At 60.9% G+C, this 23223-nt stretch carries 23 protein-coding genes and 1 riboswitch; of the genes, 17 read left to right on the top strand and 6 right to left on the bottom strand.

Annotation, left to right across the window (positions count from 1 at the left end; translation table 11 throughout):
• Nucleotides 1-120 (bottom strand): biotin/lipoyl-containing protein (locus tag HMPREF3048_RS06280; RefSeq protein ID WP_141741381.1); only part of this gene is annotated, 120 nt, incomplete at its 3' end.
• A gap of 120 nt (nucleotides 121-240) precedes the next feature.
• On the opposite strand from HMPREF3048_RS06280, the gene HMPREF3048_RS06275 reads away from it, so the two are divergent.
• Nucleotides 241-636 (top strand): oxidoreductase, encoded by a 396-nt coding sequence (locus tag HMPREF3048_RS06275; protein WP_070570230.1) that lies wholly within the window; start codon nucleotides 241-243, stop codon nucleotides 634-636.
• Between the two features lie 318 nt (nucleotides 637-954).
• On the opposite strand, the gene HMPREF3048_RS06270 is transcribed toward HMPREF3048_RS06275, so the two are convergent.
• Nucleotides 955-2439 (bottom strand): leucyl aminopeptidase, encoded by a 1485-nt coding sequence (locus HMPREF3048_RS06270; protein WP_070771537.1) that lies wholly within the window; start codon nucleotides 2437-2439, stop codon nucleotides 955-957.
• 72 nt (nucleotides 2440-2511) lie between these two features.
• Between HMPREF3048_RS06270 and HMPREF3048_RS06265 the strand changes: the two genes are divergently transcribed.
• Nucleotides 2512-3618 (top strand): branched-chain amino acid aminotransferase, encoded by a 1107-nt coding sequence (locus HMPREF3048_RS06265; RefSeq protein ID WP_070422159.1) that lies wholly within the window; start codon nucleotides 2512-2514, stop codon nucleotides 3616-3618.
• Here the strand turns inward: HMPREF3048_RS06265 and HMPREF3048_RS06260 are convergent.
• Together HMPREF3048_RS06260 and HMPREF3048_RS06255 are read right to left on the bottom strand one after the other, a co-directional pair.
• Nucleotides 3615-4601, bottom strand: a complete 987-nt coding sequence (locus HMPREF3048_RS06260; protein ID WP_070771535.1) for a nicotinate-nucleotide--dimethylbenzimidazole phosphoribosyltransferase — start codon at nucleotides 4599-4601, stop codon at nucleotides 3615-3617. The two genes, HMPREF3048_RS06265 and HMPREF3048_RS06260, sit on opposite strands and share 4 nt — an antisense overlap.
• Before the next feature lie 3 nt (nucleotides 4602-4604).
• Nucleotides 4605-5321, bottom strand: a complete 717-nt coding sequence (locus tag HMPREF3048_RS06255; protein ID WP_070771533.1) for a DUF3043 domain-containing protein — start codon at nucleotides 5319-5321, stop codon at nucleotides 4605-4607.
• A 137-nt stretch (nucleotides 5322-5458) separates the two neighbouring features.
• Here HMPREF3048_RS06255 and HMPREF3048_RS06250 point away from each other — a divergent pair, with 137 nt between their 5' ends.
• Nucleotides 5459-5803, top strand: a complete 345-nt coding sequence (locus tag HMPREF3048_RS06250; protein ID WP_070422162.1) for a HesB/IscA family protein — start codon at nucleotides 5459-5461, stop codon at nucleotides 5801-5803.
• A 72-nt stretch (nucleotides 5804-5875) separates the two neighbouring features.
• On the opposite strand, the gene HMPREF3048_RS06245 is transcribed toward HMPREF3048_RS06250, so the two are convergent.
• Together HMPREF3048_RS06245 and asnB are read right to left on the bottom strand one after the other, a co-directional pair.
• On the bottom strand, nucleotides 5876-6862 hold the full coding sequence (locus HMPREF3048_RS06245) for a S41 family peptidase (protein WP_070771532.1): 987 nt from the start codon (nucleotides 6860-6862) through the stop codon (nucleotides 5876-5878).
• A 74-nt stretch (nucleotides 6863-6936) separates the two neighbouring features.
• A complete protein-coding gene (gene asnB / locus HMPREF3048_RS06240) occupies nucleotides 6937-8859 on the bottom strand; it encodes an asparagine synthase (glutamine-hydrolyzing) (RefSeq protein ID WP_070771530.1) in 1923 nt (640 codons plus the stop codon).
• Nucleotides 8860-9264: 405 nt separating this feature from the next.
• Here asnB and HMPREF3048_RS06235 point away from each other — a divergent pair, with 405 nt between their 5' ends.
• The 14 genes from HMPREF3048_RS06235 (at nucleotide 9265) to HMPREF3048_RS06165 (ending at nucleotide 23218) form a co-directional block, all read left to right on the top strand.
• Nucleotides 9265-10359 carry an aa3-type cytochrome oxidase subunit II gene (locus HMPREF3048_RS06235; RefSeq protein WP_070422165.1) on the top strand — a complete coding sequence of 365 codons (1095 nt, stop codon included), beginning with the start codon at nucleotides 9265-9267 and terminating at the stop codon, nucleotides 10357-10359.
• A gap of 18 nt (nucleotides 10360-10377) precedes the next feature.
• Nucleotides 10378-10809 (top strand): aa3-type cytochrome oxidase subunit IV, encoded by a 432-nt coding sequence (locus HMPREF3048_RS06230; RefSeq protein ID WP_070422166.1) that lies wholly within the window; start codon nucleotides 10378-10380, stop codon nucleotides 10807-10809.
• A 417-nt stretch (nucleotides 10810-11226) separates the two neighbouring features.
• Nucleotides 11227-11847, top strand: a complete 621-nt coding sequence (locus tag HMPREF3048_RS06220; RefSeq protein ID WP_180950032.1) for an aa3-type cytochrome oxidase subunit III — start codon at nucleotides 11227-11229, stop codon at nucleotides 11845-11847.
• A gap of 62 nt (nucleotides 11848-11909) precedes the next feature.
• Nucleotides 11910-12758, top strand: coding sequence for a cytochrome bc1 complex diheme cytochrome c subunit (locus tag HMPREF3048_RS06215; protein ID WP_070422169.1), 849 nt, complete (start codon nucleotides 11910-11912; stop codon nucleotides 12756-12758).
• Nucleotides 12755-13975, top strand: coding sequence for a cytochrome bc1 complex Rieske iron-sulfur subunit (locus tag HMPREF3048_RS06210; protein ID WP_070422170.1), 1221 nt, complete (start codon nucleotides 12755-12757; stop codon nucleotides 13973-13975). Before HMPREF3048_RS06215 ends, HMPREF3048_RS06210 begins: the two co-directional genes overlap by 4 nt.
• On the top strand, nucleotides 13975-15597 hold the full coding sequence (locus HMPREF3048_RS06205) for a cytochrome bc1 complex cytochrome b subunit (protein ID WP_070422171.1): 1623 nt from the start codon (nucleotides 13975-13977) through the stop codon (nucleotides 15595-15597). Before HMPREF3048_RS06210 ends, HMPREF3048_RS06205 begins: the two co-directional genes overlap by 1 nt.
• A gap of 391 nt (nucleotides 15598-15988) precedes the next feature.
• A riboswitch (cyclic di-AMP (ydaO/yuaA leader) is annotated at nucleotides 15989-16131 on the top strand.
• Between the two features lie 14 nt (nucleotides 16132-16145).
• Entirely contained in the window at nucleotides 16146-16892 is a 747-nt protein-coding gene (locus HMPREF3048_RS06200; RefSeq protein WP_070422172.1) for a C40 family peptidase, read from the top strand.
• 193 nt (nucleotides 16893-17085) lie between these two features.
• The gene (locus HMPREF3048_RS06195; RefSeq protein WP_083316777.1) at nucleotides 17086-18114 is read left to right on the top strand and encodes a C40 family peptidase; all 1029 of its coding nucleotides are present in this window, start codon (nucleotides 17086-17088) and stop codon (nucleotides 18112-18114) included.
• A gap of 7 nt (nucleotides 18115-18121) precedes the next feature.
• The gene (locus HMPREF3048_RS06190; protein WP_070771527.1) at nucleotides 18122-19249 is read left to right on the top strand and encodes a glycosyltransferase family 4 protein; all 1128 of its coding nucleotides are present in this window, start codon (nucleotides 18122-18124) and stop codon (nucleotides 19247-19249) included.
• 35 nt (nucleotides 19250-19284) lie between these two features.
• Entirely contained in the window at nucleotides 19285-20247 is a 963-nt protein-coding gene (locus tag HMPREF3048_RS06185; RefSeq protein WP_070771525.1) for an ROK family protein, read from the top strand.
• A gap of 14 nt (nucleotides 20248-20261) precedes the next feature.
• Nucleotides 20262-21014: a lysophospholipid acyltransferase family protein gene (locus tag HMPREF3048_RS06180; protein WP_070422176.1), complete on the top strand. Its 753-nt coding sequence runs from the start codon at nucleotides 20262-20264 to the stop codon at nucleotides 21012-21014.
• A complete protein-coding gene (locus HMPREF3048_RS06175; RefSeq protein ID WP_070422177.1) occupies nucleotides 21014-21229 on the top strand; it encodes a hypothetical protein in 216 nt (71 codons plus the stop codon). Before HMPREF3048_RS06180 ends, HMPREF3048_RS06175 begins: the two co-directional genes overlap by 1 nt.
• 9 nt (nucleotides 21230-21238) lie before the next feature.
• Nucleotides 21239-21751: a polyadenylate-specific 3'-exoribonuclease AS gene (locus HMPREF3048_RS06170; RefSeq protein ID WP_070484004.1), complete on the top strand. Its 513-nt coding sequence runs from the start codon at nucleotides 21239-21241 to the stop codon at nucleotides 21749-21751.
• A 78-nt stretch (nucleotides 21752-21829) separates the two neighbouring features.
• The gene (locus HMPREF3048_RS06165) at nucleotides 21830-23218 is read left to right on the top strand and encodes a class II 3-deoxy-7-phosphoheptulonate synthase (protein ID WP_070422179.1); all 1389 of its coding nucleotides are present in this window, start codon (nucleotides 21830-21832) and stop codon (nucleotides 23216-23218) included.
• The last annotated feature ends 5 nt before the right edge of the window (nucleotides 23219-23223 follow it).

The raw sequence follows: 23223 nt of genomic DNA, 5'->3' as shown, positions 1-23223 counted from the left end.
GGAGACCTCGAGCAGCGGCTCGTCGACCTCAACCGTGTCGCCGACTTCCTTCAGCCACGTAGTGATCGTGCCTTCGGTGACTGACTCGCCCAGCTCGGGCATCTCAACAGAGTGCGCCATGTTTAAAGTCTCCTCATTGAAACGTTGGAAGCTATACGGCACAAAGCGTACCTGCATCCACACACGTTCGTTGCCCAAGGGGTGACCTAATTGCTTAGACAGGCCCGTATGATGTGGGGCGTGTTCAACCTGTTCGGCAAAGGCAAGAAGTCCACGACGTTCAAACCGCCACGGGCACCGGGCGAGACAATCCGCCCCGACGACGCGCAATACTTGCGCGATTGGGTCGCCGGCCGCACGTTCGTGGAAGGCTTTGTCGAGCCAGAAACCATGGTCAACGAGATGTCCGTTGTTCTTGTCGACGAGCACGGCAACTACACCCGACGCCGCATCGGCGGCCCCAAGGGCATCGACGCCGTCTCCAAAATGCTGGGCATCTTGCTTTACGACGTCGAAGAGACCGGTTACCCCGACCGCATGCGAAAGAAAATGGAACAGGAACGCATCCTGCGTAAGCGCGAGGAACAAAAAGAACGCCGCGCCCGGTTCGAGCGCGGCGAAAACCCGTACAGCTAGACGGCTTCTGCGCCGTCCCGTGCCTGCTACGCTGCCCCCGCCCGACCCATACGGCTATGCGGTGGCCCGCACCCCATACCCGCACATGGTGAGGATGCACTGGTGAAGATGCCTGGTTTTACGCATCTTCACCAGTGCATCCTCACCATCTAGGTCTTGGTGGCTTGAGCCAAGCAAAACTATGCCGCTGCATAGTCCTGCCGGCTGGAGACCGGCTCGAGACCAGGGGAGACTATGCAGCGGCATAGTGGCGGGGCGCTGTCACGGCGCTGCCGAAGCGCCACAGAGCGCTACCAAAGCGTCACAGCGCTACAGCCCCTACTTCGCAGCCAGGCGGTTGAGCGCCTCGAGGATTGTGCGGACCGGGGCGCCGGTTGCGCGCTTCGGGGTGTAGCCCCAGGCGCCGCCGCCGTTCCAGGCCGGACCGGCGATGTCGATGTGAGCCCACTCGACGTTCTCCGGCACGAAGCGGGAGAGGTAGAGGCCGGCGAAGAGCATGCCGCCGGTGCGGGCGTTGTGGGTGTTGCGGATGTCAGCGATGGGGGACTTCAGCTCGTCTTCCTGCTCCTCGAGAAGCGGCATAGCCCAAGCCTGCTCACCGACGGCACGGCCTGTCTCGGCGATGAGGTCGCGCAGGTCGTCGGACCCCATCACGCCGGAGGTGCGGTTGCCCAGGGCGACCAGCTGTGCGCCGGTGAGGGTTGCGGTTTCGATGAGGTAATCGGGGTTGTCCTCGCAGGCGCGGGCGATGGCGTCGGCAAGGACGAGGCGGCCTTCGGCGTCGGTGTTGATGACCTCGCTGGTGATGCCGCCGTAGTGGGTGATCACGTCGCCCGGGCGGGTGGCGGTGCCGGAGGGCATGTTCTCGGCCAGGGGCAGCCAGGCGTCGATACGCACTGGCAGCTCAAGGCGGGCGGCAGCGGCGATGACGCCGAGCTGTGCTGCGGAGCCGCCCATGTCGGAGATCATGTCCTCCATGCCGGAGCCCGGCTTCAGCGAGATGCCACCAGTGTCGAAGGTGATGCCCTTGCCCACAAGCGCGACCTTCTTCGTCGCCCCGGACGGCGCCCACGTCAGGTGGACCAGGCGCGGGGTACGTGCGGAGCCGCGACCGACGGAGAGGATGCCGCCGAAGCCTTGATCTTCAAGCGCCTTGTCGTCGAGCACCTCGATGTCCAGGCCGGCCGCCGAAGCAACCTCGCCCATGACAGCGGCGTAGGACTCGGGGTAGAGGAAGTTTGACGGGGTGTTGACCAGGTCGCGGGCCAGGTTGACCGACTCGGCGACGATGACGGCCTGCTCGAACGCCTTCTCGTCTGCGCCGACCACGGTGACTTCGGTGGTCTGGGGGAGTTCGGCGTCGGTGTTGTCGTCGTCAAGCGTGTTGGCGGTGGACTTCAGACCGTTGTAAACGTAGCCGCCGAGCAGGAGGCCCTCGACGACCGGCTGGACGCCGAACTCGGCGGAGATAGCTGCCTTTTCCACCCCATTGAGGGTGCGGGTGGCGGCGCCGACGGCGCGGCGCACGGCTTCGTCGTCAATGTCGTTCGCGTCGCCGAGGCCGTACGCGATGACCAGCGTGCCGTCGACGACAACGCGGGTGACCTCATTAGCCGTGCCCTTCGCGCCGACCGCAACGAGGGCTTCAAGCAGGCCCTTTGGGGCAAGTTGGGTGACCGGAAGTTCGACTCCGCCATCGCCCTGCGCGACCGGAACCAGCAGCACAGCGCCCTCAGGGGCGGCAGAACCGGCAACCGCGCGCACCGTCGTACCGCGGGCAGGAAGTGTGACATCGAACGACATAAACAACACCTTTCTGACAATTGAACAGGATTGCCTCCCGAGGGTACATAGCCACGGAGTAACGTGGGCCACATGTCTAACCTCGAATTCGCAGTTACCCCGTCAGACCACCCCGCAACCGATGCTGAGCGTGAAAAGATCCTCGCTAACCCGGCGTTCGGCCAGGAATTCACGGACCACATGGTCTCCATCGACTGGACCGAAGATAAGGGCTGGCACAACGCCCAGGTGCGCGCGTACGAACCGATCGCGCTCGACCCGGCCGCCAACGTCTTCCACTACGGCCAGGCGATCTTCGAGGGCCTGAAGGCGTACCGCCACACCGATGGGCGCATCACCGCGTTCCGTCCGGAGCAAAACGCTGAGCGTATGCGCAGCTCCGCGCGTCGTATGGCAATGCCGGAACTGCCGGATGAGGACTTCTTGGAGGCCGTGCGCCAGTTGGTCACCATCGACCAGAAGTGGGTACCTGAAGCTGGCGGCGAGGCGTCGCTGTACCTGCGTCCATTCATGATCGGCACGGAGAAGACCCTGGGTGTGAAGCCGTCCTCGTCGTACTCCTTCTACATCATCGCCTCCCCGGCAGGCGCCTACTTCAAGGGTGGTGTGAAGCCGGTCAGCGTGTGGATCTCCGAAGACTACGTCCGTGCAGCACCGGGTGGCACCGGCGATGCGAAGTTCGCCGGCAACTACGCAGCGTCCCTGCTTGCGCAGCAGCAGGCTGCGGACAAGGGCTGCGACCAGGTTGTGTGGCTCGACGCGATCGAGCGCAAGTACATCGAGGAAATGGGCGGCATGAACCTCATGTTCGTCGAAGGCTCCGGCAAGGACGCGAAGATCATCACCCCGTCCCTGTCCGGTTCGCTCCTGCCGGGCATTACGCGTAAGTCGCTGCTGCAGGTCGCAGAAGACTTGGGTTACACCAGCGAGGAGCGCAAGATCACCGTCGAGCAGTGGCGTGCTGGTGCCGAGGACGGCACCATCTCCGAGACCATGGCGTGCGGCACCGCAGCTGTGATCACCCCGGTTGGCCGCGTGCTCAGCAACGAGGGCGAGTTCACGGTGAATAACAACGAGGCCGGCGAGATCACCCTGGCAATGCGCGAGCGTCTGCGCGGCATCCAGACCGGCGAGGTCGAGGACACGCACGGCTGGAACCTCACCCTCGTCGAGGGCTAGTCGCTTATCGACGATCCCCCGGCGAGCACCTCGCCAACCATCTCCGCCGCCAGATTTAATTGCGGCAACGCGGCCAGGGCCCCAGCGCCCTGGCCCGTTTTCATATCCAGGTGTTGCAGCGGTCGAAGCCCGAGCGCTTCGAAGCAGCCAGCCTGCGCCGGCTCGTTCGCCTCCTGCGCTGCCATGAGCCAGTCTTTGGTGTCGGGTGCGAGGCGTTCGGCGACGTATGCGGCGACGGCGGGGTAGACGCCGTCGATAAGCAACGGCGTGCGGCGCGCGGCGGCCTGGGCGATGAAGCCGACCAGGCAGGCGAAATCCGGTCCGGTGAGTTCGGCGCAGACGCGTTCGGTGTCGTCGCGGAACCAGCGCACGCGGAACATCGCGTCGCGAATAGCGGCGACCTTGATCTTCCAGACCTCATCGTTGATGCCGGAGCCACGCCCGATCGCCTTTGCGGGCTCAGTGCGCGTAAACGTGCCGTACACCGCCGCGGCGACGGTGGTGTTGCCAACGCCGATGTCTCCGGGGATGAGCAGGTCAGCACCGCCGTCGATTTCACTATCGGCGATCTCTGCACCCGCAGCCAACGCCGCATCCCACACCTCTTGCGACACGGCGGGTTCCACGTCGATGGCGCCGGTGGGGGTGTCCAGGTAGTCGTCGATAAGCCTGATGCTCGCTCCCGCAACCCGCGCCGTCGTGGAGGCAGGGCCGACACCGGCGCGCAGCTGCTCAACCTGAGCGGCGCCGGCATCCGATGTCCACGCGGACAGACCGCGCGCGGCAATGCCGTGATTGCCTGCGACAATCACGGCACGCGGGCGCAGAAACGGAGTCGGCACGTCGCGGCCCTGCACGGACGCCACCCACGCACCGATCGCCCCCAGCCGTCCGAGGGCAACTCCACTCGTGCCACCTGCCAACGCATCCGCCACCGCACGGGCATGCGCGCGTTTCGGCGGCTCAACCGGGGGAAACTGCATGGGCTATACCTTCGCGCCCAACGCCACCCGTGGCTTGGGGGAGCGCCAGTTACGCGGCTGAGTAGCGCGGGAGAACGCGTACATACCCAGGCTGAAACCAGTGTTCGCCTCCGGGAATCTTGCACGGACCGCACGGTTGGCGCGGATGCCGATGATGATGCCCTCGATGAAAATGGTGACGATAAACAGCAGGCTCACCAAAGACAATGCCGCCGCGACGCGAGGCAGCCACGTGCCGATCAACATCACGATTAGCAGCACCAGCGCCATCGGCATGACGTAGTTGTTGAAGAAGCGCTGCGAGTCCACCCAGTCACGGATGAAGCGACGCTCCTCGCCCTTGTCGCGCTCCATGAGGTAGCGCTCGTCGCCCGAGTCGATCTTGGCCTGCATCTCGCGGTTGCGGGCCCGATTCTCCTCGCGCACCTGCTTCTTGTGCGCCTTCCACTCCTCTTTGGTCATGGACTTCTTCAGCTCTTTTTCACGCTGACGAATCTGCGCCGGGGTGGCCGCATTCGGGTCGCGCACAACACCGCGCTTGATCTCCTGATCAAGTCGCTTCGGCGTCGGCTTGCCCTTCGGCGGGGTGTAGCCCTTCGGAAGCTTCTGCTCTGCGGCCTCTGGGGTGTCTGCCGCGGGCGCGTTGTCGGTCTGGGGCAGTTCGGCCTTGGTCGAACCAGCCTCAGCGGTCTGCTCGGATTTTTGCCAGGGTAGTTTCACGCCACCTAGGCTACAAGGCCACCGCGACATTCCTGTAACCAGTGGGAATAGATTGCGGGGGAGAACCGTTACACCGGCTATGAAGGGGCGCGCGTAGCATGGGCGCCACTCGAACGCGTAGCACGAAGGAGTACCCAATGACTGCACCTACTTCCGCAACTGGCGTGAACCTCACCGAGGCAGCGGCGGCGAAGGCGAAGGCCCTGCTTGATCAGGAGGGCCGCAACGACCTGTCCCTGCGCATCGCTGTTCAGCCTGGTGGCTGCGCTGGTCTGCGCTACCAGCTCTACTTCGACGACCGCGACCTGGACGGCGACAAGGCCGATGAGGTTGGCGGCGTGCGTCTTGTCGTGGACAAGATGAGCGTGCCGTACCTCATGGGCGCGACGATCGATTTCGCCGACACCATCGAGCAGCAGGGCTTCACCATCGATAACCCGAACGCAGGTTCCGCTTGCGCTTGTGGCGATAGCTTCAACTAAGCCGCTGCTTATCGACGAATCTCCGTACCGGCCATCACGCCAGTACGGGGATTTTTCTGTGCTGCAGTGCGGCTACGAGCAGTTGTGTTCGTCCCGGAGCCACTGCAGCGCCTGTTCCTGGCCACCTTGAACATCGGGTTCGATCGGGTCTTCCGCAAACGTTTCGCCGGTGCGGGCCTTATCCTTCGCGATGGTCAGCATTAGGCTGCTGCCGTCCGGGAAGTCGTAGGCGGTGTTCGCCGAGGCGTATCCGGCGGTGGGGGTGCCGAAACTACGCGACTGATCCAGGCCGCGGAAGGCCAGCATGGTGGCTTCGCCGGACGAGGCGGTGAGGTCGTCGACAAGCACTGCGACTGGCACGCCGTCCCATTTGCCGCCGGAGGTTTCTACGGGGCTGCCGCCACCGCTGACAGCGTTGCCGCTTACCGTCACCGGCGACGAACCGCCTGCCGAGACGAACTCGAGCACCGTGCCGTCGGGCAGCACAGGGGACAGGCCGGCGACCATCGGGCCCATGTCGCCGCCGTCGTTGCCGCGCAGATCCACAACCACGCCACAGGCGCCGTTGTCGCGCGCTTGCACTAGGCCGGATGTGAGCGTGTCGGCGTAGGACTGGATATCGTCGTGGCGGCTGACGCCCGGCACCGTTGCCCACGCTACGTTCCCGTTGCGTTCGACGGCCGCACGTGTGGATTCCATCTCGGCGTATTCCTGCTCGACGTTCGGGTCGATAAGTTTCGAGTGCTTGCCGCCAGCAGCCTGGACCGCGTCGTTGAGCGTCGGACGGATCTCGTCGAGCGAATCCGCCTGTTTCGCGGCCTCGCGTGCCTTGTCACTAGCCTCGGCAAACTCGGGGGAGTCCGCGTAAATGCCCTGTTCTGCCAGGTCGAGCACCGTCGCGGCGTAGCGCTTCGGCGTATCGGTACCCATGAACTTGGCGGTGCCGGTGAACATGGCAGTCATGGTCGGCCCGTACACATAGGCGGCGGCGCCGGCGGCGATCAACAGGACGCCGAACACCGCGGCGATGGTGGTGAGTACTTTCTTTGCAGTTGACATACACCACATTCAACCGGCGAACGGGCAGCCCGACAATACAGACGGCTGCCCAACTGGGGTAGTGCTGGCACTACCTACAGCTCGACCGGGTAATCCTTGTGCTCGATCTGGGGATCGATGCGGTTTTCCACGAAAATGCCGTGCCAGACCATGAACGCCAGCACCGTCCAGAGACGACGCGAGTGGTCGGACACACCATCGCGGTGCTCCTTGAGCATCTCCAGGACTTGGTCCTTGGCGAAAATGTCGTCGGTCTGCGACTCGCGGATCGTGTCTTGCGCCCAGCCGAAGAGTTCGTCGCCCGCCAGCCAGTGGCGCATCGGCACCGGGAAGCCCAACTTCTTGCGGTGCAGCACGTGCGGCGGGACGATCTGCTCCATCGCCTTGCGCAGCGCGTACTTCGTGGTGCCGTTGGCAATCTTCTGGTCGTACGGGATCGTCTGCGCGACCTCGAAGACTTCCTTGTCCAGGAATGGAACGCGCAGCTCCAGCGAGTTCGCCATGTTCATCTTGTCTGCCTTGACCAGAATGTCACCACGCATCCAGGTGAACAGGTCAAGGTTCTGCATACGTGCCACCGGATCCATCTCGGTCGACGTTGCATAAATCGGTGCGGTGACCTCGCGGTGGTCCCACTCGCGCTTCGCCCACGGTAGGACGCGCTGGAGCTGCTCAAAGTTAAACGAGCGCGCATTGCCGTAGTAACGGTCTTCCATCGGGGTAGTGCCTCGCTCGAGCAGGCTCTTGCCCTTCATGCCCTCCGGAAGTAGGCGGCTGAGGCGGTTCAACCCCTTGTTCAGCGCGCTCGGCAGTTTCTCAAACGGTGCCAGCGACAGCGGTTCCTTATAGATGGTGTACCCACCGAAAAGCTCATCCGCGCCCTCACCGGACAGCACAACCTTGACGTGCTTGCGTGCCTCCTGCGCGACGAAAAACAGCGGCACCAGTGAAGGGTCAGCCACCGGATCGTCGAGGTACCACATGATCTTCGGAATCGCGTCGGCGTACTCCTCCGGGGAGACAATCTTCACGATGTGCTCCACACCAATCGCCGCAGCAGACTCTGCAGCGACGTCCACCTCGGAATAGCCCTCCCGCTCAAAACCAGTGGTGAAGGTCAACAGGTTCGGATTGTGACGCTTCGCCAGCGCCGCGATCGCCGTGGAGTCGATTCCGCCAGACAAGAAGGAACCAACCGTCACGTCAGCGCGCATATGCTTTTCGACGGAATCCTCCAACGCCCGGGCAATCCTGTCGTACAGGTCCTGCTCCTTGCCCTTTGGCACAGGCTGGGAATTGAAGTGTGGCTTGAAGTAGCGGTCCGAGTGGACCTCGCCACCAGGCTTGATAGTCACGGTGCAGCCCGACTCCACGCGACGGATCTCGCGGTGCAGGCTCTCCGGCTCCGGGACGTATTGCAGGTCCACGTAGTGCTCGATCGCACGACGATCAAGGTCGAGGCCTAGACCAAGGTCGTCTGCCATCTCCAGGATCGACTTCTTCTCGGAGGCGAAAACGGTGCCCTTGTCGGTCGTCGCATAGAACAACGGCTTGATGCCGAACTGATCGCGCGCTGCAAACATCGTCTTGGTCTCGGTGTCCCAGATGACAAAGGCGAACATGCCGCGCAGATGCTCAACGACGTTGGCGCCCCAGTGGTGGTAGCCCACCACGATCGGCTCACCGTCACCTGCGGTGTTGAAGGTGTATCCGGCCTTGGTGAGTTCCTCGCGCAACTCCATGTAGTTGTAAATCTCGCCGTTAAACGTCAGGGCGTAACGTTCGGGGTTTTCTGCCGGCCCCCAGCGCAGTGGCTGGTGGGAGTGCTCGATGTCGATGATCGCCAGGCGGTTAAAGCCGAAAACAGCGTCATCGTCGTTCCATGTTCCCGCAGCGTCAGGGCCGCGGTGATACATGCAGGAAAGCGAGCGACCGACCGCGTCGGTAAACACTGGGGCATCGCCGCGGGCAGTCAACAGTGCAACAAGACCGCACATCGTTGTGAAACCTCTCCTATATATAAGGTGCGCCGCCTCGAACCGTGCGGCACCGTCATGACGCATTCCACAATAGGGTTTTCAACGGCGAACTCGTGAACCGAACGCGTCGCGGAGTGTCCACCTTTTGCGGTGCCCCATAAGGGGGCCAACTAATGGTTGAGGGGTCAAAGCGAAGATTTCGACTGATCTTCGCAACGCCTTGCTTATGAACTTAATGCCCAGCACTGCGGGTTAATTTGCGGGGGAGAGGTGGTTTTGTTCGGAGGGGCGATCGTCGAAAAGCGTGAGGCTCGACAAGATTCCGTAGCGACGATCTGTTTGAACTATTCTGGCTCCGTAGGAATGTTCTGCCATCGGCATGTGCATTCGATGGTTCTAGTGTGGACAGGAAGGCAAACACACGTGGAAAAGGAAGTTAAGCGCGGATTCGCCAAGAAGGCTGCCGTCGCCGGTTCGCTGCTCCTCGGAAGCTTTGCGCTGACGGGCTGTGATGTAGCTCCGCCGGAGTCAGTCGCGCGCATCCTCGACATGGGCTGGCCGGACCCGGTCACCCCTGAAGGTACCCAGATGTACAACTTCTGGGTTTGGGTCTGGGTAGCAGCCTGGACAATCGGCATCATTATGTGGGGTCTGTTCCTCTGGTCCATCGTTCGGTGGAACCACAAGGCCCGCGAAAAGCAGGGTGCCGGCGAGTTCCCGAAGCAGCTGCAGTACAACGTGCCGCTCGAGCTCGGTCTGACGATCCTCCCGATCGTCATCGTTATGGTCCTGTTCTTCTTCACGGTTCAGGCACAGACCCGCACGACCGCCCTGGATAAGGATCCGAAGGTTACCGTTGACGTCACCGGCTACCAGTGGAACTGGAAGTTCGGCTACGCAGAGGTCGCAGGCGATCTGACTGCAGACGGTCGCGACTACGACGGTCTTGACGCTGAGCGCCAGGCTCTTGCAGAGGCAACGAAGTACGACGACGAGGACATGCACAACGCGAACCCGATCCACGGCACCTCGATGGGCGACCTGTCCTACCTCAACTTCAACGAGATCGAGACCGTTGGCTCCACCGAGGAAGTTCCGGTCCTGGTTCTGCCGACCGACACCCCGATCGCGTTCCGTCTCGCATCTGGCGACGTGAACCACGCATTCTGGGTTCCGGAGTTCCTCTTCAAGCGCGACGTCTACGCGCACCCGGAGTCGAACCAGCAGCAGCGTGAGTTCCAGATTGAGCGCATCGACAAGGAAGGTGCATTCGTCGGCCGCTGTGCTGAGATGTGCGGTACCTACCACGCAATGATGAACTTCGAGATCCGTGCAGTCACGCCCGAGAAGTTCCAGCAGTACATCGAATTCCGTCGCCAGAACCCGGAGGCACCGAACTCCGAGGCACTGCGCTCCATCGGTGAAGCACCGTACGCAACCAGCACCCGTCCGTTTGTGTCCGAGCGCGAGGGTTCTCGTGACGGCGTCAACACTGTCGATCCGAACGCGACCGTTTAAGAAAGAGAGAACGTAGCCATGGGAACCGGTTCAAAAGTTTTCTACGCCATTGGCACATTTCTTGCCCTGATGGCAGTGTTCTACATCCTCGCAACGGCGTGGATCGGCGAAGATGCATACCTCTTCGGTGTTGAGTGGATCGGCGCAGTGGGCCTCGTGCTTGCTACCGCACTCTGCTTCATGCTCGGCGGTTACCTCCACATTGCGGAGTCCCGCTCTGACGTCCTCCCGGAAGACTGGGAAGAGGCAGAGATTGAAGACGGCGCTGGCGTGCTGGGCTTCTTCTCGCCGGGCTCGATCTGGCCGTTTACGATGTCTGCATCGATTCTGTTCCTCGGCCTCGGCATTGCCTTCTGGCAGTTCTGGCTGATCGCCTTTGGTGCGGTCATGCTGATCTGGGCTACCGCCCAGCTGAACCTGCAGTACGGCATTCCGCGCGAGAAGCACTAACGCAGAAAGAGTGGGTCGCGGCCTTCCCGGCCCACGATAGTGCCCCTTCCGAGTTATCGGAAGGGGCACTTTTGTTGTTAAAGAGATATCAATCAATCGAAAGTTTAGGCACGAAGCGGGGGTGTGCCACAATGTGATGTCGGGCACACTTGGGAACTTTCTGGAACCCCAGCGCGACTCCTATTTGCTCGAGTAATTGGAGGAACTATCTTGTGGGGGAGCCGGCGACTTTGGGTGGCGGGGCAATGACCTGCGTTGATGTGCGTCGGATAGACGCTATAAAAAGTTCCCGAAATTCTAAAAATTATTTTTGCAACCAAAATGTTTTTAAATGCTGCTGGTTGGGCCCTGTCTCACAGGGAAATCGTGGGGGTGAATGAGATGAATATCAGGAAGAAATAGGGGATAATCGCATGCGTGACGACCGCAACTACTAACCCAAATATGGCGACTCCGCAGAATCGTCTTCCGGCGCTGAACCGGCCGAACATGGTCAGCGTTGGCACGATCGCGTTCCTCGCCCAAGAGCTCATGTTCTTTGCCGGCTTGTTCGCGATGTACTTCACATCGCGTGCAAACGGCCTCGCCGCAGGTGACTGGAGCAACCAGACGGACCACCTCAACGTCCTTTTCGGCGGAATCATTACCGTCGTGCTGATTGGTTCCTCTTTCACCTCTCAGTTCGGCGTGTTCGCTGCAGAACGAGGTGACGTATACGGCTTGCGCAAGTGGTTCACCGTAACCGTTGTGCTTGGCGTCATCTTCCTCGGTCTGGTGGCATTCGAATGGACCGAGATGGTCATGCACGGCGTGACCCCGCAGTCCAGCGTTTATGGATCGGTGTTCTACATCATCACCGGTTTCCACATGGCGCACGTGACTGCAGGCATCATCGCGTTCATCGTTGTGCTGATGCGAGTAGCCAAGTCGAAGTTCACCCCGGCACAGGCAACTGCTGCCATGGTGGTTTCGTACTACTGGCACTTCGTCGACGCCATTTGGATCGGCGTGTTCATCACCCTGTACCTCGTCCAGTAGCCGTGCCCTGGGTATAACCCGGGCTGCAGACGTGTTCTGAAAACTCGTTAATAAGGAACAAAATGGAAAACTCACCCAACAAGAAGCGTCGCGCACGCAAGGCGCAGCGCACCTTCGCAGGTGCTGCTGCGTTGACGCTGGGCTTGTCCGGCGCGGGTCTTCTCGCATCGGCGTTGGCCCCTAATGCACAGGTGGCCACCGCCCAGCGTGACGACCAGGCCCTTATCCAGGAGGGTAAGGAAATCTACGACGTCGCTTGCATCACCTGCCACGGTGCGAACCTGCAGGGCGTTGCCGACCGTGGTCCGTCTCTGATCGGTACCGGCGAAGGCGCCGTGTACTTCCAGGTCAACTCTGGCCGTATGCCGATGATGTCGAACGACGCGCAGGCTGAGCGTAAGAAGCCGCGCTACACGGAGAACCAGGCTCTCGCCTTGGCTGCATATGTCGCAGCCAACGGTGGTGGCCCGGAGCTCGTGTACAACCCGGACGGCACCCTGGCTAAGGAAGAGCTGCGCGGCAAGAACTACGACGGCAAGGTTCAGGAAGCAGACGTCGCACGTGGCGGCGAACTCTTCCGTTTGAACTGCGCCTCCTGCCACAACTTCACCGGTCGTGGTGGCGCATTGTCTTCTGGTAAGTACGCCCCGGTGCTCGACCCTGCGAACGAGCAGGAGATCTACCAGGCGATGCTCACTGGTCCGCAGAACATGCCGAAGTTCTCTGACCGTCAGCTCAGCGCTGATGAGAAGAAGGACATCATTGCCTTCATTAAGTCGACCAAGGAGACCCCGTCCCCGGGTGGGTGGTCCCTCGGTGGCCTCGGCCCGGTTTCTGAAGGTATTGCGATGTGGATGATCGGCATCTCGCTGGTCGCCGCTGGTGCTATGTGGATTGGATCCCGCTCATGAGTGATGTGAAGAAGAATTACACGAAGGAAGAGCTTGACCGCATGAGCAATGCGGAGCTCGCTGCTCTCGGCACGGAGCTTGACGACGTAACGGTTGCTTACCGTAAGGAGCGCTTCCCGGTCGAGGGTGACCCTCGCGAGAAGTCCTCTGAGCGTGGCATCAAGATTTGGTTGGCCATCTCGGTTCTCGCCGCGATTGCTTTCCTCGGTGTTTACCTGTTCTGGCCGTGGGAGCCGAAGTTCCACGGCGACGAAGGTCTCTGGATCTACACCTTCTACACGCCACTGCTTGGTCTGACTGCAGGCCTGGCCTTTCTCGGCCTGGGTGTTGCAATCATCCAGTACGTGAAGAAGTTCGTCCCTGAAGAGATCGCTGTACAGCGTCGCCACGACGGCCCGTCCAGCGAGCTGGATCGTCGCACTACGACCGCACTGCTGAACGATGCTTGGGAGACCTCGACGCTTGGTCGTCGCAAGGCGCTCAAGGGTCTGCTCGGCACCGCTGGTGTCCTCGCCGGTCTGATGGTCATCGCTCCGCTTGGCGGCATGATCAAGAACCCGTGGAAGGTCCGCCACGAGCTGAACTACTTCGGCGACGGCACCCTGTGGACCCACGGCTGGACCGTCCAGGATCAAGGCGTGAAGGTTTACCTCGGCCGCGACACCGGTGCGATTGCAGAACTTCACAAGGGTGAGGTCGGCTCGCACTACACCACCGCCGGCGTGTCCCGCCTGGTGCGTATGCGTCCGGAGGACCTTGCCGCCGCTGCGATGGAGACCGTGTTCCCGCTCTACCCAGAGGACGTCAATGACGGCAAGGAATACGACCCGAAGCGCGATGTGTACGAGAACCACATGCACTCCATCCATGGTCCGCGCAACGCTGTCATGCTGATCCGTCTGCGTTCTGAGGACGCGAAGCGCGTCATCGAACGTGAGGGTCAGGAAGACTTCCACTACGGCGATTACTACGCCTACTCCAAGATTTGCACGCACATTGGTTGCCCGACCTCGCTGTACGAGGCTCAGACCAACCGCATCCTGTGCCCGTGCCACCAGTCACAGTTCGATGCGTTGCAGCACGGTAAGCCGATCTTCGGTCCCGCCGCTCGTGCACTGCCGCAGCTTCCTGTGACGGTTGACGAAGACGGTTACCTCATCGCCAACGGGAACTTCATTGAGCCCGTCGGCCCGGCATTCTGGGAGCGTCAGTCCTAATGAGTACGAAACTTCAGCAAGCCGCAAACAATGCGGATTCCCGCTTTACCGTTGCGGGCGTCCTGCGCCCGCAGCTCAACAAGGTCTTCCCGACGCACTGGTCCTTCATGCTCGGCGAGATGGCGCTCTACAGCTTCATCATCCTGCTGCTGACCGGTATCTACCTGGCCTTGTTCTTCGACCCGTCGATCACCAAGGTGATCTACGACGGTGCATACCTGCCGCTCAACGGCGTCGAAATGTCCCGTGCATACGCAACCGCGCTTGACATTTCCTTTGACGTCCGCGGTGGCCTGTTTGTTCGTCAGATGCACCACTGGGCTGCACTGATGTTCATGATGGCCATGTTCGCCCACATGATGCGTGTCTTCTTCACCGGTGCGTTCCGTCGCCCGCGTGAGGCAAACTGGCTCATCGGTGTAACCCTTGTCCTCCTCGGCATGATTGAGGGCTTCATGGGCTACTCCCTGCCGGACGATCTGCTCTCCGGTGTTGGTCTGCGCATTATGTCCGCGATCATCCTGGGCCTGCCGATCATCGGCACCTGGATGCACTGGGCTATCTTCGGCGGCGACTTCCCGTCCGATCTGATGCTGGACCGCTTCTACATCCTGCACGTGCTGATCCTGCCGGGCATCATCCTGGCGCTGATCGCAGCTCACCTGCTGCTCGTGTGGTTCCAGAAGCACACCCAGTTCCCGGGACCGGGTCGCACCGAGAACAACGTTGTTGGTGTCCGCATCATGCCGGTGTTTGCAACGCACGCAATCGGCTACATGATGATCGTGTTCGCAGTGCTGGCTGCAATGGCTGGTCTGACCACCATCAACGGTATTTGGAACATCGGCCCGTACAACCCGTCGCAGGTGTCTGCTGGTTCGCAGCCTGACGTCTACATGCTGTGGACTGATGGTGCCGCCCGTGTCATGCCGGCTTGGGAGCTCTACATCGGTAGCTACACCATCCCGGGTGCATTCTGGGTCGCACTGCTCTGTGGTCTGATGGTTGCGCTGCTCATCGCCTACCCCTTTATCGAGAAGAAGGTCACCGGCGACGACGCACACCACAACTTGCTGCAGCGTCCGCGTGACGTTCCGGTACGTACCGGCATCGGCGTGATGGGTCTGACCTTCTTCCTGCTGATGACCATCTCCGGTGGTAACGACCACGTTGCTCACTTCTTCCAGATCTCGCTGAACGCGATGACCTGGGTGGGACGTATCGGCATCATTGTTCTGCCGCCGCTGGCATTCTTCATCACCTACCGTCTGTGCATCGGCCTGCAGCGCTCCGACCGCGCTGTGCTGGAGCACGGTATCGAGACCGGCATCATCAAGCGTTTGCCGAACGGTGCCTTCATCGAGATCCACCAGCCGCTTGGCCCAGTGGACGAGAATGGTCACCCGGTTCCGCTCGAGTACGCAGGTGCTCGTGTGCCGAAGCAGATGAACCAGCTTGGCTTCGCTGACTCTGAGACCATCGGTAAGTTCTCGCCCGCCGAGATCGGCGTGTCTGAGCGTGTACGCGATGCAGAGAAGCAGAAGCACGAGGAGGCTGTCGAGACGCTGCGTGCTCTCGAGGCCAACAAGGATCGCGACGACCGCGACGTATCGCCTCGCTAGCATGTAAGTAGTTGCGTGAATCGCCCCGCACCACACTGTGGTGCGGGGCGATTTTCTTTGTAACAATGAGGTTAACAAGCAAGTGTGAGTAAGATCACACAAGCCGTTTTAATTGGGTTGTCTTTAACTTTGCGGAGATCAACTTGCTTCTTGGTTTGGCGGATAAATGCGCAGCGCATGGCCGTGTTTTGAGGTTGTTGGACCGTTCTTAGTTTTCATTTAGAAACGCAGACTTCGACGCTGTTTCGCATCAAATCTTTTGATAACGGAACTGTAACGGCGTGTTGGCTGGACACTCTTGTTGCCGTTTCGTAACCTGTTCGAGACATTGCGACAACAGCCGTTGGAAGCATGGATCGAAAACAACATATGAGCCGTAACTCTGAAGTGGAGATCGGAAAAGCCGATCGAAGCCGAAGGGGGCCGGGGAACCAGAGTGGAGCACCTGCTCCCGTGGGGCGTAGGTCGTTCGGACCGAGGGTTATTTCTCAACACCCCGCCCGACAGCTAACCCGGTTGGCGAAGAGAAGATATGGAGAAAATCTAAAGTGGCAAAGCACCGTCGCCAGACCAACACCGCAGCCCGCGCAGCAGCGGCCACCACCGCTCTCGCAGCAGGCGCTGCGCTCATCGCGCCGGCCGCCGCCTCCGCAGCAGAGGTCCGCGTCCCCAACTCGCCGATCGCAGTACAGGTCCCGGGTATTGAGACCATTCCAGGCGTAGCGGCAATCCCGGGCATTGACGCCTGGATCCCGTCGCTGAAGGGCGCAGCCGCTACGGGCGACGCTCAGGCTGCTATCGCTCGCGTGAAGGCTCTGCCGGGTGTGAACAACGTTCCGGGCTTCAGCGCCTTCATCGCGAACGTCGAGAAGCAGGTTCTGCCGGCACAGGCCGCAACCAACTACTCGGCACCGGCCGCTGCGCCGCAGCCGGCTCCGGCCCCGCAGCCGTCCTTCGCTGAGCGCGTTGTGTCCATCGCGCAGTCCAAGGTTGGTTCCCCGTACGTTTACGGTGCGGCTGGCCCGAACGCATTCGACTGCTCCGGCTTCACCTCCTGGGTTTACGCTCAGGCTGGCAAGTCCATCCCGCGTACCTCCCAGGCTCAGGCTGCTGCTGGCCAGCAGGTTGCGCTGAGCAACATCCAGCCGGGTGACATCGTTGTTTACTACGGTGGTGCATCCCACGTTGGCATCTACGTTGGCAACGGCCAGATCATCGATGCGCTGAACTCCGGTATCCCGGTGGGCTACCGCGATCTGCACCTCATGCCGATCCACTCTGTGGTTCGCTTCTAACGGCACGTTTTCAAGCCCCGACTCTGTTTTGGAGTTGGGGCTTTCGTGCGTTTTGGGGACCTTGACACCTCGTGCGTCACACTAGTGCTCTTGATTCACAATATGCTGTGTGGCCATGTTTTTTGCTTGGACGGTGGGGCCGATGTCGCTATAGTTTTTGTGTTCTCACAAGTATTGCGAAAAGGTTTTGGTCGTGGGTAAGCACTCTTTTCAGTCTCGTCGTCCTTCTGCTCAGAAGACTGCGGTGTCCGCGCTCGTCGGCGCCATTCTCGCCGGCGGCGTCGCGGCCCCTGTGAAGGCCGATGATGTCGATGCTCTCATCGATGAGATGGAGCAGATCTCCCACGACGCCACTGCGAAGTCGGAAGAAATTAAGGGACTCGAAGAGAAAATCGCCGATTCAGAGCGCAAGGTTGAGGAAGCCAATGGCCGCGCTGCAGAGGCGAAACAGGAACTTGCCGCTATTCAAGAGGTAAGCAACGAGCATCGCAGGAATGTCGGTGACATTGCGCAGTCCCGTTACCGTATCCCGAAATCTGACGCGATCCTGACCACCCTGGATTCGGGCAACCCGCAAGAGGCGATCGACCGTTCTGCTTATTTGGCGGCGCTCACTCGCAAGTCTCAACGCGCGTTGACCGAGTTGGAGGATGCCAACCGGATGGCGGCAGAGAAGTCCAACTCGGCCAATATTGCGGTGGCTGAGGCACGCCATGCGCGCAATGAGCTGGAGATTCAGCGTAAGAAGTTGGAGCGTGAACGTGAAGAGCTGGATGACAAGGTTCGTGACATCGAACACCGCGTAGACAACTTGAGCGAGGCCGATCGCCTGCGCTGGATCAATAAGGACAACCCGATCAGCGGCGCGTCGCTTCCGGGCGTGGACTCCGGAATCGTTGGTGCGGCGTTGGCGCAAGTGGGTAAGCCATATGGCTGGGGCTCTGCTGGACCGGATGCGTTCGATTGCTCTGGTTTGATGGTGTGGGCGTATGGGCAGAACGGCATTAGCATTCCGCGTACCTCCCAAGCGCAGCTTGCGGGTGGCACGCCGGTGTCACTGGATGCGTTGCAGCCGGGTGACATCATTGGTTACTACCCGGGCGTGACTCACGTGGGTATGTACATCGGTAACGGCATGGTCGTGCACTCGTCTGACTACGGCATTCCGATCCAGGTAGTGCCGGCGAACTCCATGCCGATTCAGGGGGCTGTGCGCTACTAGCGCGATTATGACCACGTTGTTGGTAACGAATGATTTCCCGCCCACTGTCGGCGGGATTCAGTCGTACTTGCGGGATTACGTCGACGAGCTCGTCAAGCGCGAAGGCCCGGAATCAATCGTGGTGCTCGCCTCCGTCCAGGAAGCAGATGCTGCGCGCGAGTGGGACGCCGAGCAGAGTTTCGCGGTGATTCGTTGGCCTCGCAACATCATGTTGCCTACCCCGGGGCTTGCTCGGGAGATGGCTCGAATTATCAGAACGCACAGCATCGACACTGTGTGGTTCGGTGCGGCTGCACCGTTGGCAATTCTCGGTGCCCAGGCGAAACGTGCTGGAGCAAAACGTGTGGTGGCTACTACCCACGGCCACGAGGTTGGCTGGGCGATGATTCCCGGGGCCCGTCAGGTGTTGCGCCGGATTGGTCGTAGCGCGGATGTGGTGACGTACATTTCGCGGTTCACGATAGAGCGCTTGCAGGCGGTGTTCGGCGATGACGTTGACTATGTTGCGCTGCCGTCGGGGGTGGACACGGATTTCTTCGCGCCAGCGAGCGCGCACAAGCGGGATGAAACGCGGCGCTGGCTCGGCGTGGGTGATGCGCCACTTGTGGTGTGTTCGTCGCGGTTGGTCCCGCGCAAGGGACAGGATGTGTTGATCCGTGCGTTGCCGGAGATTCGTCGATACGCGCCGAATGCGAGATTGGTGATTGTGGGGGAGGGGCCGTACGAGCAGCGGCTGCGCAAGCTCGCTGCGTCTTCGCTGGGCGTGGAATTCACGGGCCGGGTGTCGCGCGAGCGGTTGCGCGACATTGTGGCTGCCGCCGATGTGTTTGCCATGCCCGCGCGGACGCGGTGGGGTGGTCTTGATGTGGAAGGTCTGGGGATTGTGTATCTCGAGGCGCAGGCGTGTGGGGTTGCGGTGGTCGCTGGCGATTCCGGTGGTGCGCCGGAGACGGTGGTGCCGGAAAGCGGTGTCGTCGTCAGTGGTCGCGATGTGAATGAGGTCGCGCGGTCCATTGGGCAATTGCTTTGCGACGACCACCGCACCGCCATGGGCACCGCCGGGCGCAAGCATGTACAACGGGAGTTTTCGTGGGGCACTCTGGGGGAGCGCCTGCGCGACGTGTTGGCGGGTTAGGGCTGACCGCTGTCAGGGGCATAAACTGTCCGGCTATGACTTCACAACGAGGAGACCAGGCGCTGACAGTCGGCTTTGACATTGGCGGGACGAACGCTCGTGCATCTGTGGTCGCGCCGGATGGGTCGATCCTCGACACGGTGAGTACGCGGACCCCGCAGGACGCTGACGGGCTGACCCGCACGATCGTGCAGATGGTCGAGCAGCTCCAGGACAAACACGAGATCGGGGCAGTTGGCGCTGCCGTTGCGGGCTTCCTTGACCCGGAGTGTGAAATCGTGCGTTTTGCCCCGCATTTGCCGTGGCGTGATGATCAGCCGGTGCGCAAAGATTTGGAGAATGCGCTGGGGCTGCCGGTCCGGCTCGAGCACGATGCGAATGCGGCAGCTTGGGGTGAGTATCGGTTCGGTGCCGCTCGTGACACAGAGACGTGGGTGTTTTTCGCCGTCGGCACAGGGATCGGCGCAACGCTGATGCACCGTGGCGAGATCTACCGTGGTGCGTTCGGCACCGCGCCTGAGTTTGGCCACATCACGGTGGTGCCGGGAGGTCGGGTGTGCTCGTGTGGCAAGCAGGGCTGTCTTGAGCGATACGCTTCTGGCACCTCGCTGGTCGATTGTGCGATCGAGATTGCCAGCAGGGGAGGGTATCGAGGTTCCGATTTGTACCGGGAGGTCGTCGAAAAGCGAGCAAGCGGGCACGACATTATGGCCGCAGCACGCGCAGGCGATGGGCTGGGTGCGGCGGCTCTGGAGAGTTTCTCCATCTGGCTGGGACGAGGCCTGGCAATGGTGTCCGACATTTTGGATCCATCGCTGATCGTCCTCGGCGGTGGTGTGAGCGAAGACGCTGATCTTTTCCTTGACGCTGCCAAAGCGTCCATGGCGTCGAACATCGTCGGCGCTGGATACCGTCCGCTGCCGGAGATCCTCTGTGCTGAGCTCGGAGCGAAGGCGGGTATGATTGGCGTTGCTGATTTGGCCCGCCAGCTGCGATAAAAAGGGGAGAAACAATGGCAAACAAGTGGTATTCCCTGTTCAAGGCTATTTTCGGGCCGCCGCTGTTGGTGTGGAACCGCCCGCGCATTTACGGTGTGGAGAACATCCCGGACGAAGGTCCGGCCCTGTTGGTTTCTAACCATCAGGCTGTGCTGGATTCCTTTTACTTGCCGTTGATGGTTCGCCGACAGCTGAAGTTCCCGGCCAAAATGGAGTACTTCACTGGCACGGGGCTCAGTGGACGTTTGCAGCGGTTTTTCTTCACCGCCGTAGGCCAAGTTCCCATTGACCGAAGCTCCGACACCGCCGGGGACGTCTTGCTGGAAACGGTGAAGAAGATTTTCGACGACGGCGAGCTCTTCGGCATTTATGCCGAGGGAACCCGTTCGCCGGATGGGCGTGTGTACAAGGGGCGCACTGGCATGGCGCGCATTGCTATGCCAACCGGCGTGCCTGTGATTTTGGTCGGCATGATTGGATCTGGTCGCGCGAACCCGATCGGCACCAAGCTCATCCGGCCGGTCAAGGTGCAGATCAAGATTTCGGAGCCGATTGATCCGCGAGCTTGGGCGGTTGAAAATGGCTACGACCCTGACTCGCGCGAGGCCGTGCGTCCCTTTACGGACTACTGCATGCATCGCATTGCAGAGATGATCGGTGAGGAATACGTGGATGTCTACGCGACCGATGTGAAGAAGTCCCTCGAGCAGACGGGGAAGTACCCCGAAGGTGCTGAACCGAAAACTGGGCCGAAAGGTGTGCAGTAATGAATAAACCACTTGTTACCCGAATCGCGTTGGTATGCGTCGTTGTTGTGATGTTCCTGATTGCGTCTGAGCAGGGCTGGTACCCGAAACTGTCGGGCCCGCTTGCTGTCGTTGCGGTGGCTGCAGTGATGTTTTGGCCGAGGCGTGTTGAGGGTGAGAAGGGCCCTTCGCGGCGCGAGGTGTTGGGGGATATTCGATCGGAGCAACGGAAGTAGTTCGACGCAGTGAGATTCTTCTACGACACCGAATTCATTGAGGACGGCGAGACGATCGAGCTGGTGTCCATCGGCATTGTTGCTGAGGATGGCCGCGAATACTATGCGGTGTCCGATGAGTTCGACCCAGCACGCGCCAACGCTTGGGTCAAAGCGCACGTGTTGTCGAAGCTCCCTCCGAAGAACCAACCAGTGTGGAAGTCGCTGGAGCGCATCCGTAACGAGGTCTATGAGTTTCTCACCTCGGGTGACACCAGGCCAGAACTGTGGGCTTGGGTTGGCGCCTATGACCACGTGGTGCTCGCGCAACTATGGGGTGACATGTCCGGTCTGCCGCGTTCGCTGCCGCGCTACACCTGCGAGCTGAAGCAGTATTGGCAGATGGCAGGCAAGCCGCGTCTGCCACGGGTGCCGGAGGGCAACCACGATGCTCTCGTTGATGCGCGCCATAATCTGCGGAAGTTTCGTGTATGTGCGGAGCATTTGCCGTTGAACCGCGACGGCGCCGTATCCAAAATGTGAGACGATAAAACCGCCTTGTGAGAAGTTGCAGGCTGTACCGCCTGTACTGGGGCAGTAATCCGTGCTAAATATAGAACGGTGAGCTGGACTATTGATATCCCCAAAGAGGTACTGCCCGATCTGCCGCCGCTGCCGGGAGATTTAAACGCGCAGTTTGAAGATGTTATTTCCCGCGATGCGAAGCAGCAGCCGTCGTGGGACCCTGCCCAGGCTGAGTATGTTCGCAAGATTTTGGAGTCCGTCCCGCCGGTCGTGCTCGCGCCCGAGGTTGAGGGGCTCAAGTCGCATCTAGCGGACGTCGCCAACGGCAAGGCGTTCATGCTGCAGGGTGGCGATTGTGCTGAGACGTTCGAGTCCAACACCGAGCCACACATCCGTGCCAACGTGCAGACCCTGCTGCAGATGGCTGCGGTGTTGACCTACGGTGCGTCGATGCCGGTGGTCAAACTTGCTCGTATTGCTGGCCAGTACGCGAAGCCGCGCTCGTCTGATCTTGATGAGAATGGTTTGCCGAATTACCGCGGTGACATCGTCAATGGTGTGGATCCGACCGAGGAGTCTCGTCGCCACGATCCGGCCCGCATGGTGCGTGCGTACGCGAACTCGTCGGCGGCGATGAACTTGGTGCGTGCCCTGACGGCGTCCGGTACTGCGGACCTGCACAACATCAACAACTGGAACCGAGAGTTCGTGACTAACTCGCCTGCGGGTGCGCGTTACGAAGCACTTGCTCGCGAGATTTCGCGTTCGCTTGCGTTCATGGATGCTTGTGGCGTCAGCGACACGAACCTGCGTACGTCCAGCGTGTACGCATCTCACGAGGCGCTGTTGGTGGATTACGAACGTGCGATGCTGCGTTTGGCCACGGATTCGAAGGGTGAGACGAAGCTTTATGATCTGTCCGCCCACCAGCTCTGGATCGGTGAGCGCACCCGCGGTATCGACGATTTCCACGTCAACTTCGCCGCGATGATCAGCAACCCGATCGGTATCAAGTTGGGCCCGACCACCACTCCAGAAGAGGCTGTCGCTTACGCAGATAAGCTTGATCCGAACCGCGAGCCGGGTCGTTTGACCATGGTGATCCGCATGGGGCAGGACCGGATCCGCGAAGTACTGCCTGGCATTGTCAAGGCGGTTGAGGCCTCCGGCCACAAGGTCATTTGGCAGTCGGACCCGATGCACGGCAATACGTTCACGTCGAGCAATGGCTACAAGACGCGTCACTTTGACAAGATTATCGACGAAGTTCAGGGCTTCTTCGAGGTCCACCGCGAACTCGGTAGCCACCCGGGTGGTATTCACATCGAGCTCACGGGTGAAGACGTCACTGAGTGCCTCGGCGGTGCGCAGGACATCACTGATGTGGATCTGCCGGGCCGTTACGAGTCCGCTTGCGACCCGCGTCTGAACACCGAGCAGGCACTCGAGCTGTCCTTCCTCGTTGCAGAGATGCTGCGCTACTAAGACAG

Origin of the sequence: Corynebacterium sp. HMSC075D04 (genome assembly GCF_001815635.1) — a bacterium.
Taxonomy (GTDB): domain Bacteria; phylum Actinomycetota; class Actinomycetes; order Mycobacteriales; family Mycobacteriaceae; genus Corynebacterium; species Corynebacterium coyleae.
Note: the sequence above shows the minus strand (reverse complement) of the source record. Positions and strands in the feature narration are given on the sequence as shown.

Bases quoted from the DNA above. Each gene is read 5' to 3' on its own strand.
- HMPREF3048_RS06205 (WP_070422171.1), top strand. From the start codon at position 13,975: ATGAGTACGAAACTTCAGCAAGCCGCAAACAATGCGGATTCCCGCTTT.
- asnB (WP_070771530.1), bottom strand. From the start codon at position 8,859: ATGTGCGGTCTTGTTGCACTGTTGACTGCCCGCGGCGATGCCCCAGTG.
- HMPREF3048_RS06190 (WP_070771527.1), top strand. From the start codon at position 18,122: ATGACCACGTTGTTGGTAACGAATGATTTCCCGCCCACTGTCGGCGGG.
- HMPREF3048_RS06210 (WP_070422170.1), top strand. From the start codon at position 12,755: ATGAGTGATGTGAAGAAGAATTACACGAAGGAAGAGCTTGACCGCATG.
- HMPREF3048_RS06245 (WP_070771532.1), bottom strand. From the start codon at position 6,862: ATGTCAACTGCAAAGAAAGTACTCACCACCATCGCCGCGGTGTTCGGC.
- HMPREF3048_RS06230 (WP_070422166.1), top strand. From the start codon at position 10,378: ATGGGAACCGGTTCAAAAGTTTTCTACGCCATTGGCACATTTCTTGCC.
- HMPREF3048_RS06175 (WP_070422177.1), top strand. From the start codon at position 21,014: ATGAATAAACCACTTGTTACCCGAATCGCGTTGGTATGCGTCGTTGTT.
- HMPREF3048_RS06265 (WP_070422159.1), top strand. From the start codon at position 2,512: ATGTCTAACCTCGAATTCGCAGTTACCCCGTCAGACCACCCCGCAACC.
- HMPREF3048_RS06180 (WP_070422176.1), top strand. From the start codon at position 20,262: ATGGCAAACAAGTGGTATTCCCTGTTCAAGGCTATTTTCGGGCCGCCG.
- HMPREF3048_RS06260 (WP_070771535.1), bottom strand. From the start codon at position 4,601: ATGCAGTTTCCCCCGGTTGAGCCGCCGAAACGCGCGCATGCCCGTGCG.
- HMPREF3048_RS06185 (WP_070771525.1), top strand. From the start codon at position 19,285: ATGACTTCACAACGAGGAGACCAGGCGCTGACAGTCGGCTTTGACATT.
- HMPREF3048_RS06215 (WP_070422169.1), top strand. From the start codon at position 11,910: ATGGAAAACTCACCCAACAAGAAGCGTCGCGCACGCAAGGCGCAGCGC.
- HMPREF3048_RS06250 (WP_070422162.1), top strand. From the start codon at position 5,459: ATGACTGCACCTACTTCCGCAACTGGCGTGAACCTCACCGAGGCAGCG.
- HMPREF3048_RS06270 (WP_070771537.1), bottom strand. From the start codon at position 2,439: ATGTCGTTCGATGTCACACTTCCTGCCCGCGGTACGACGGTGCGCGCG.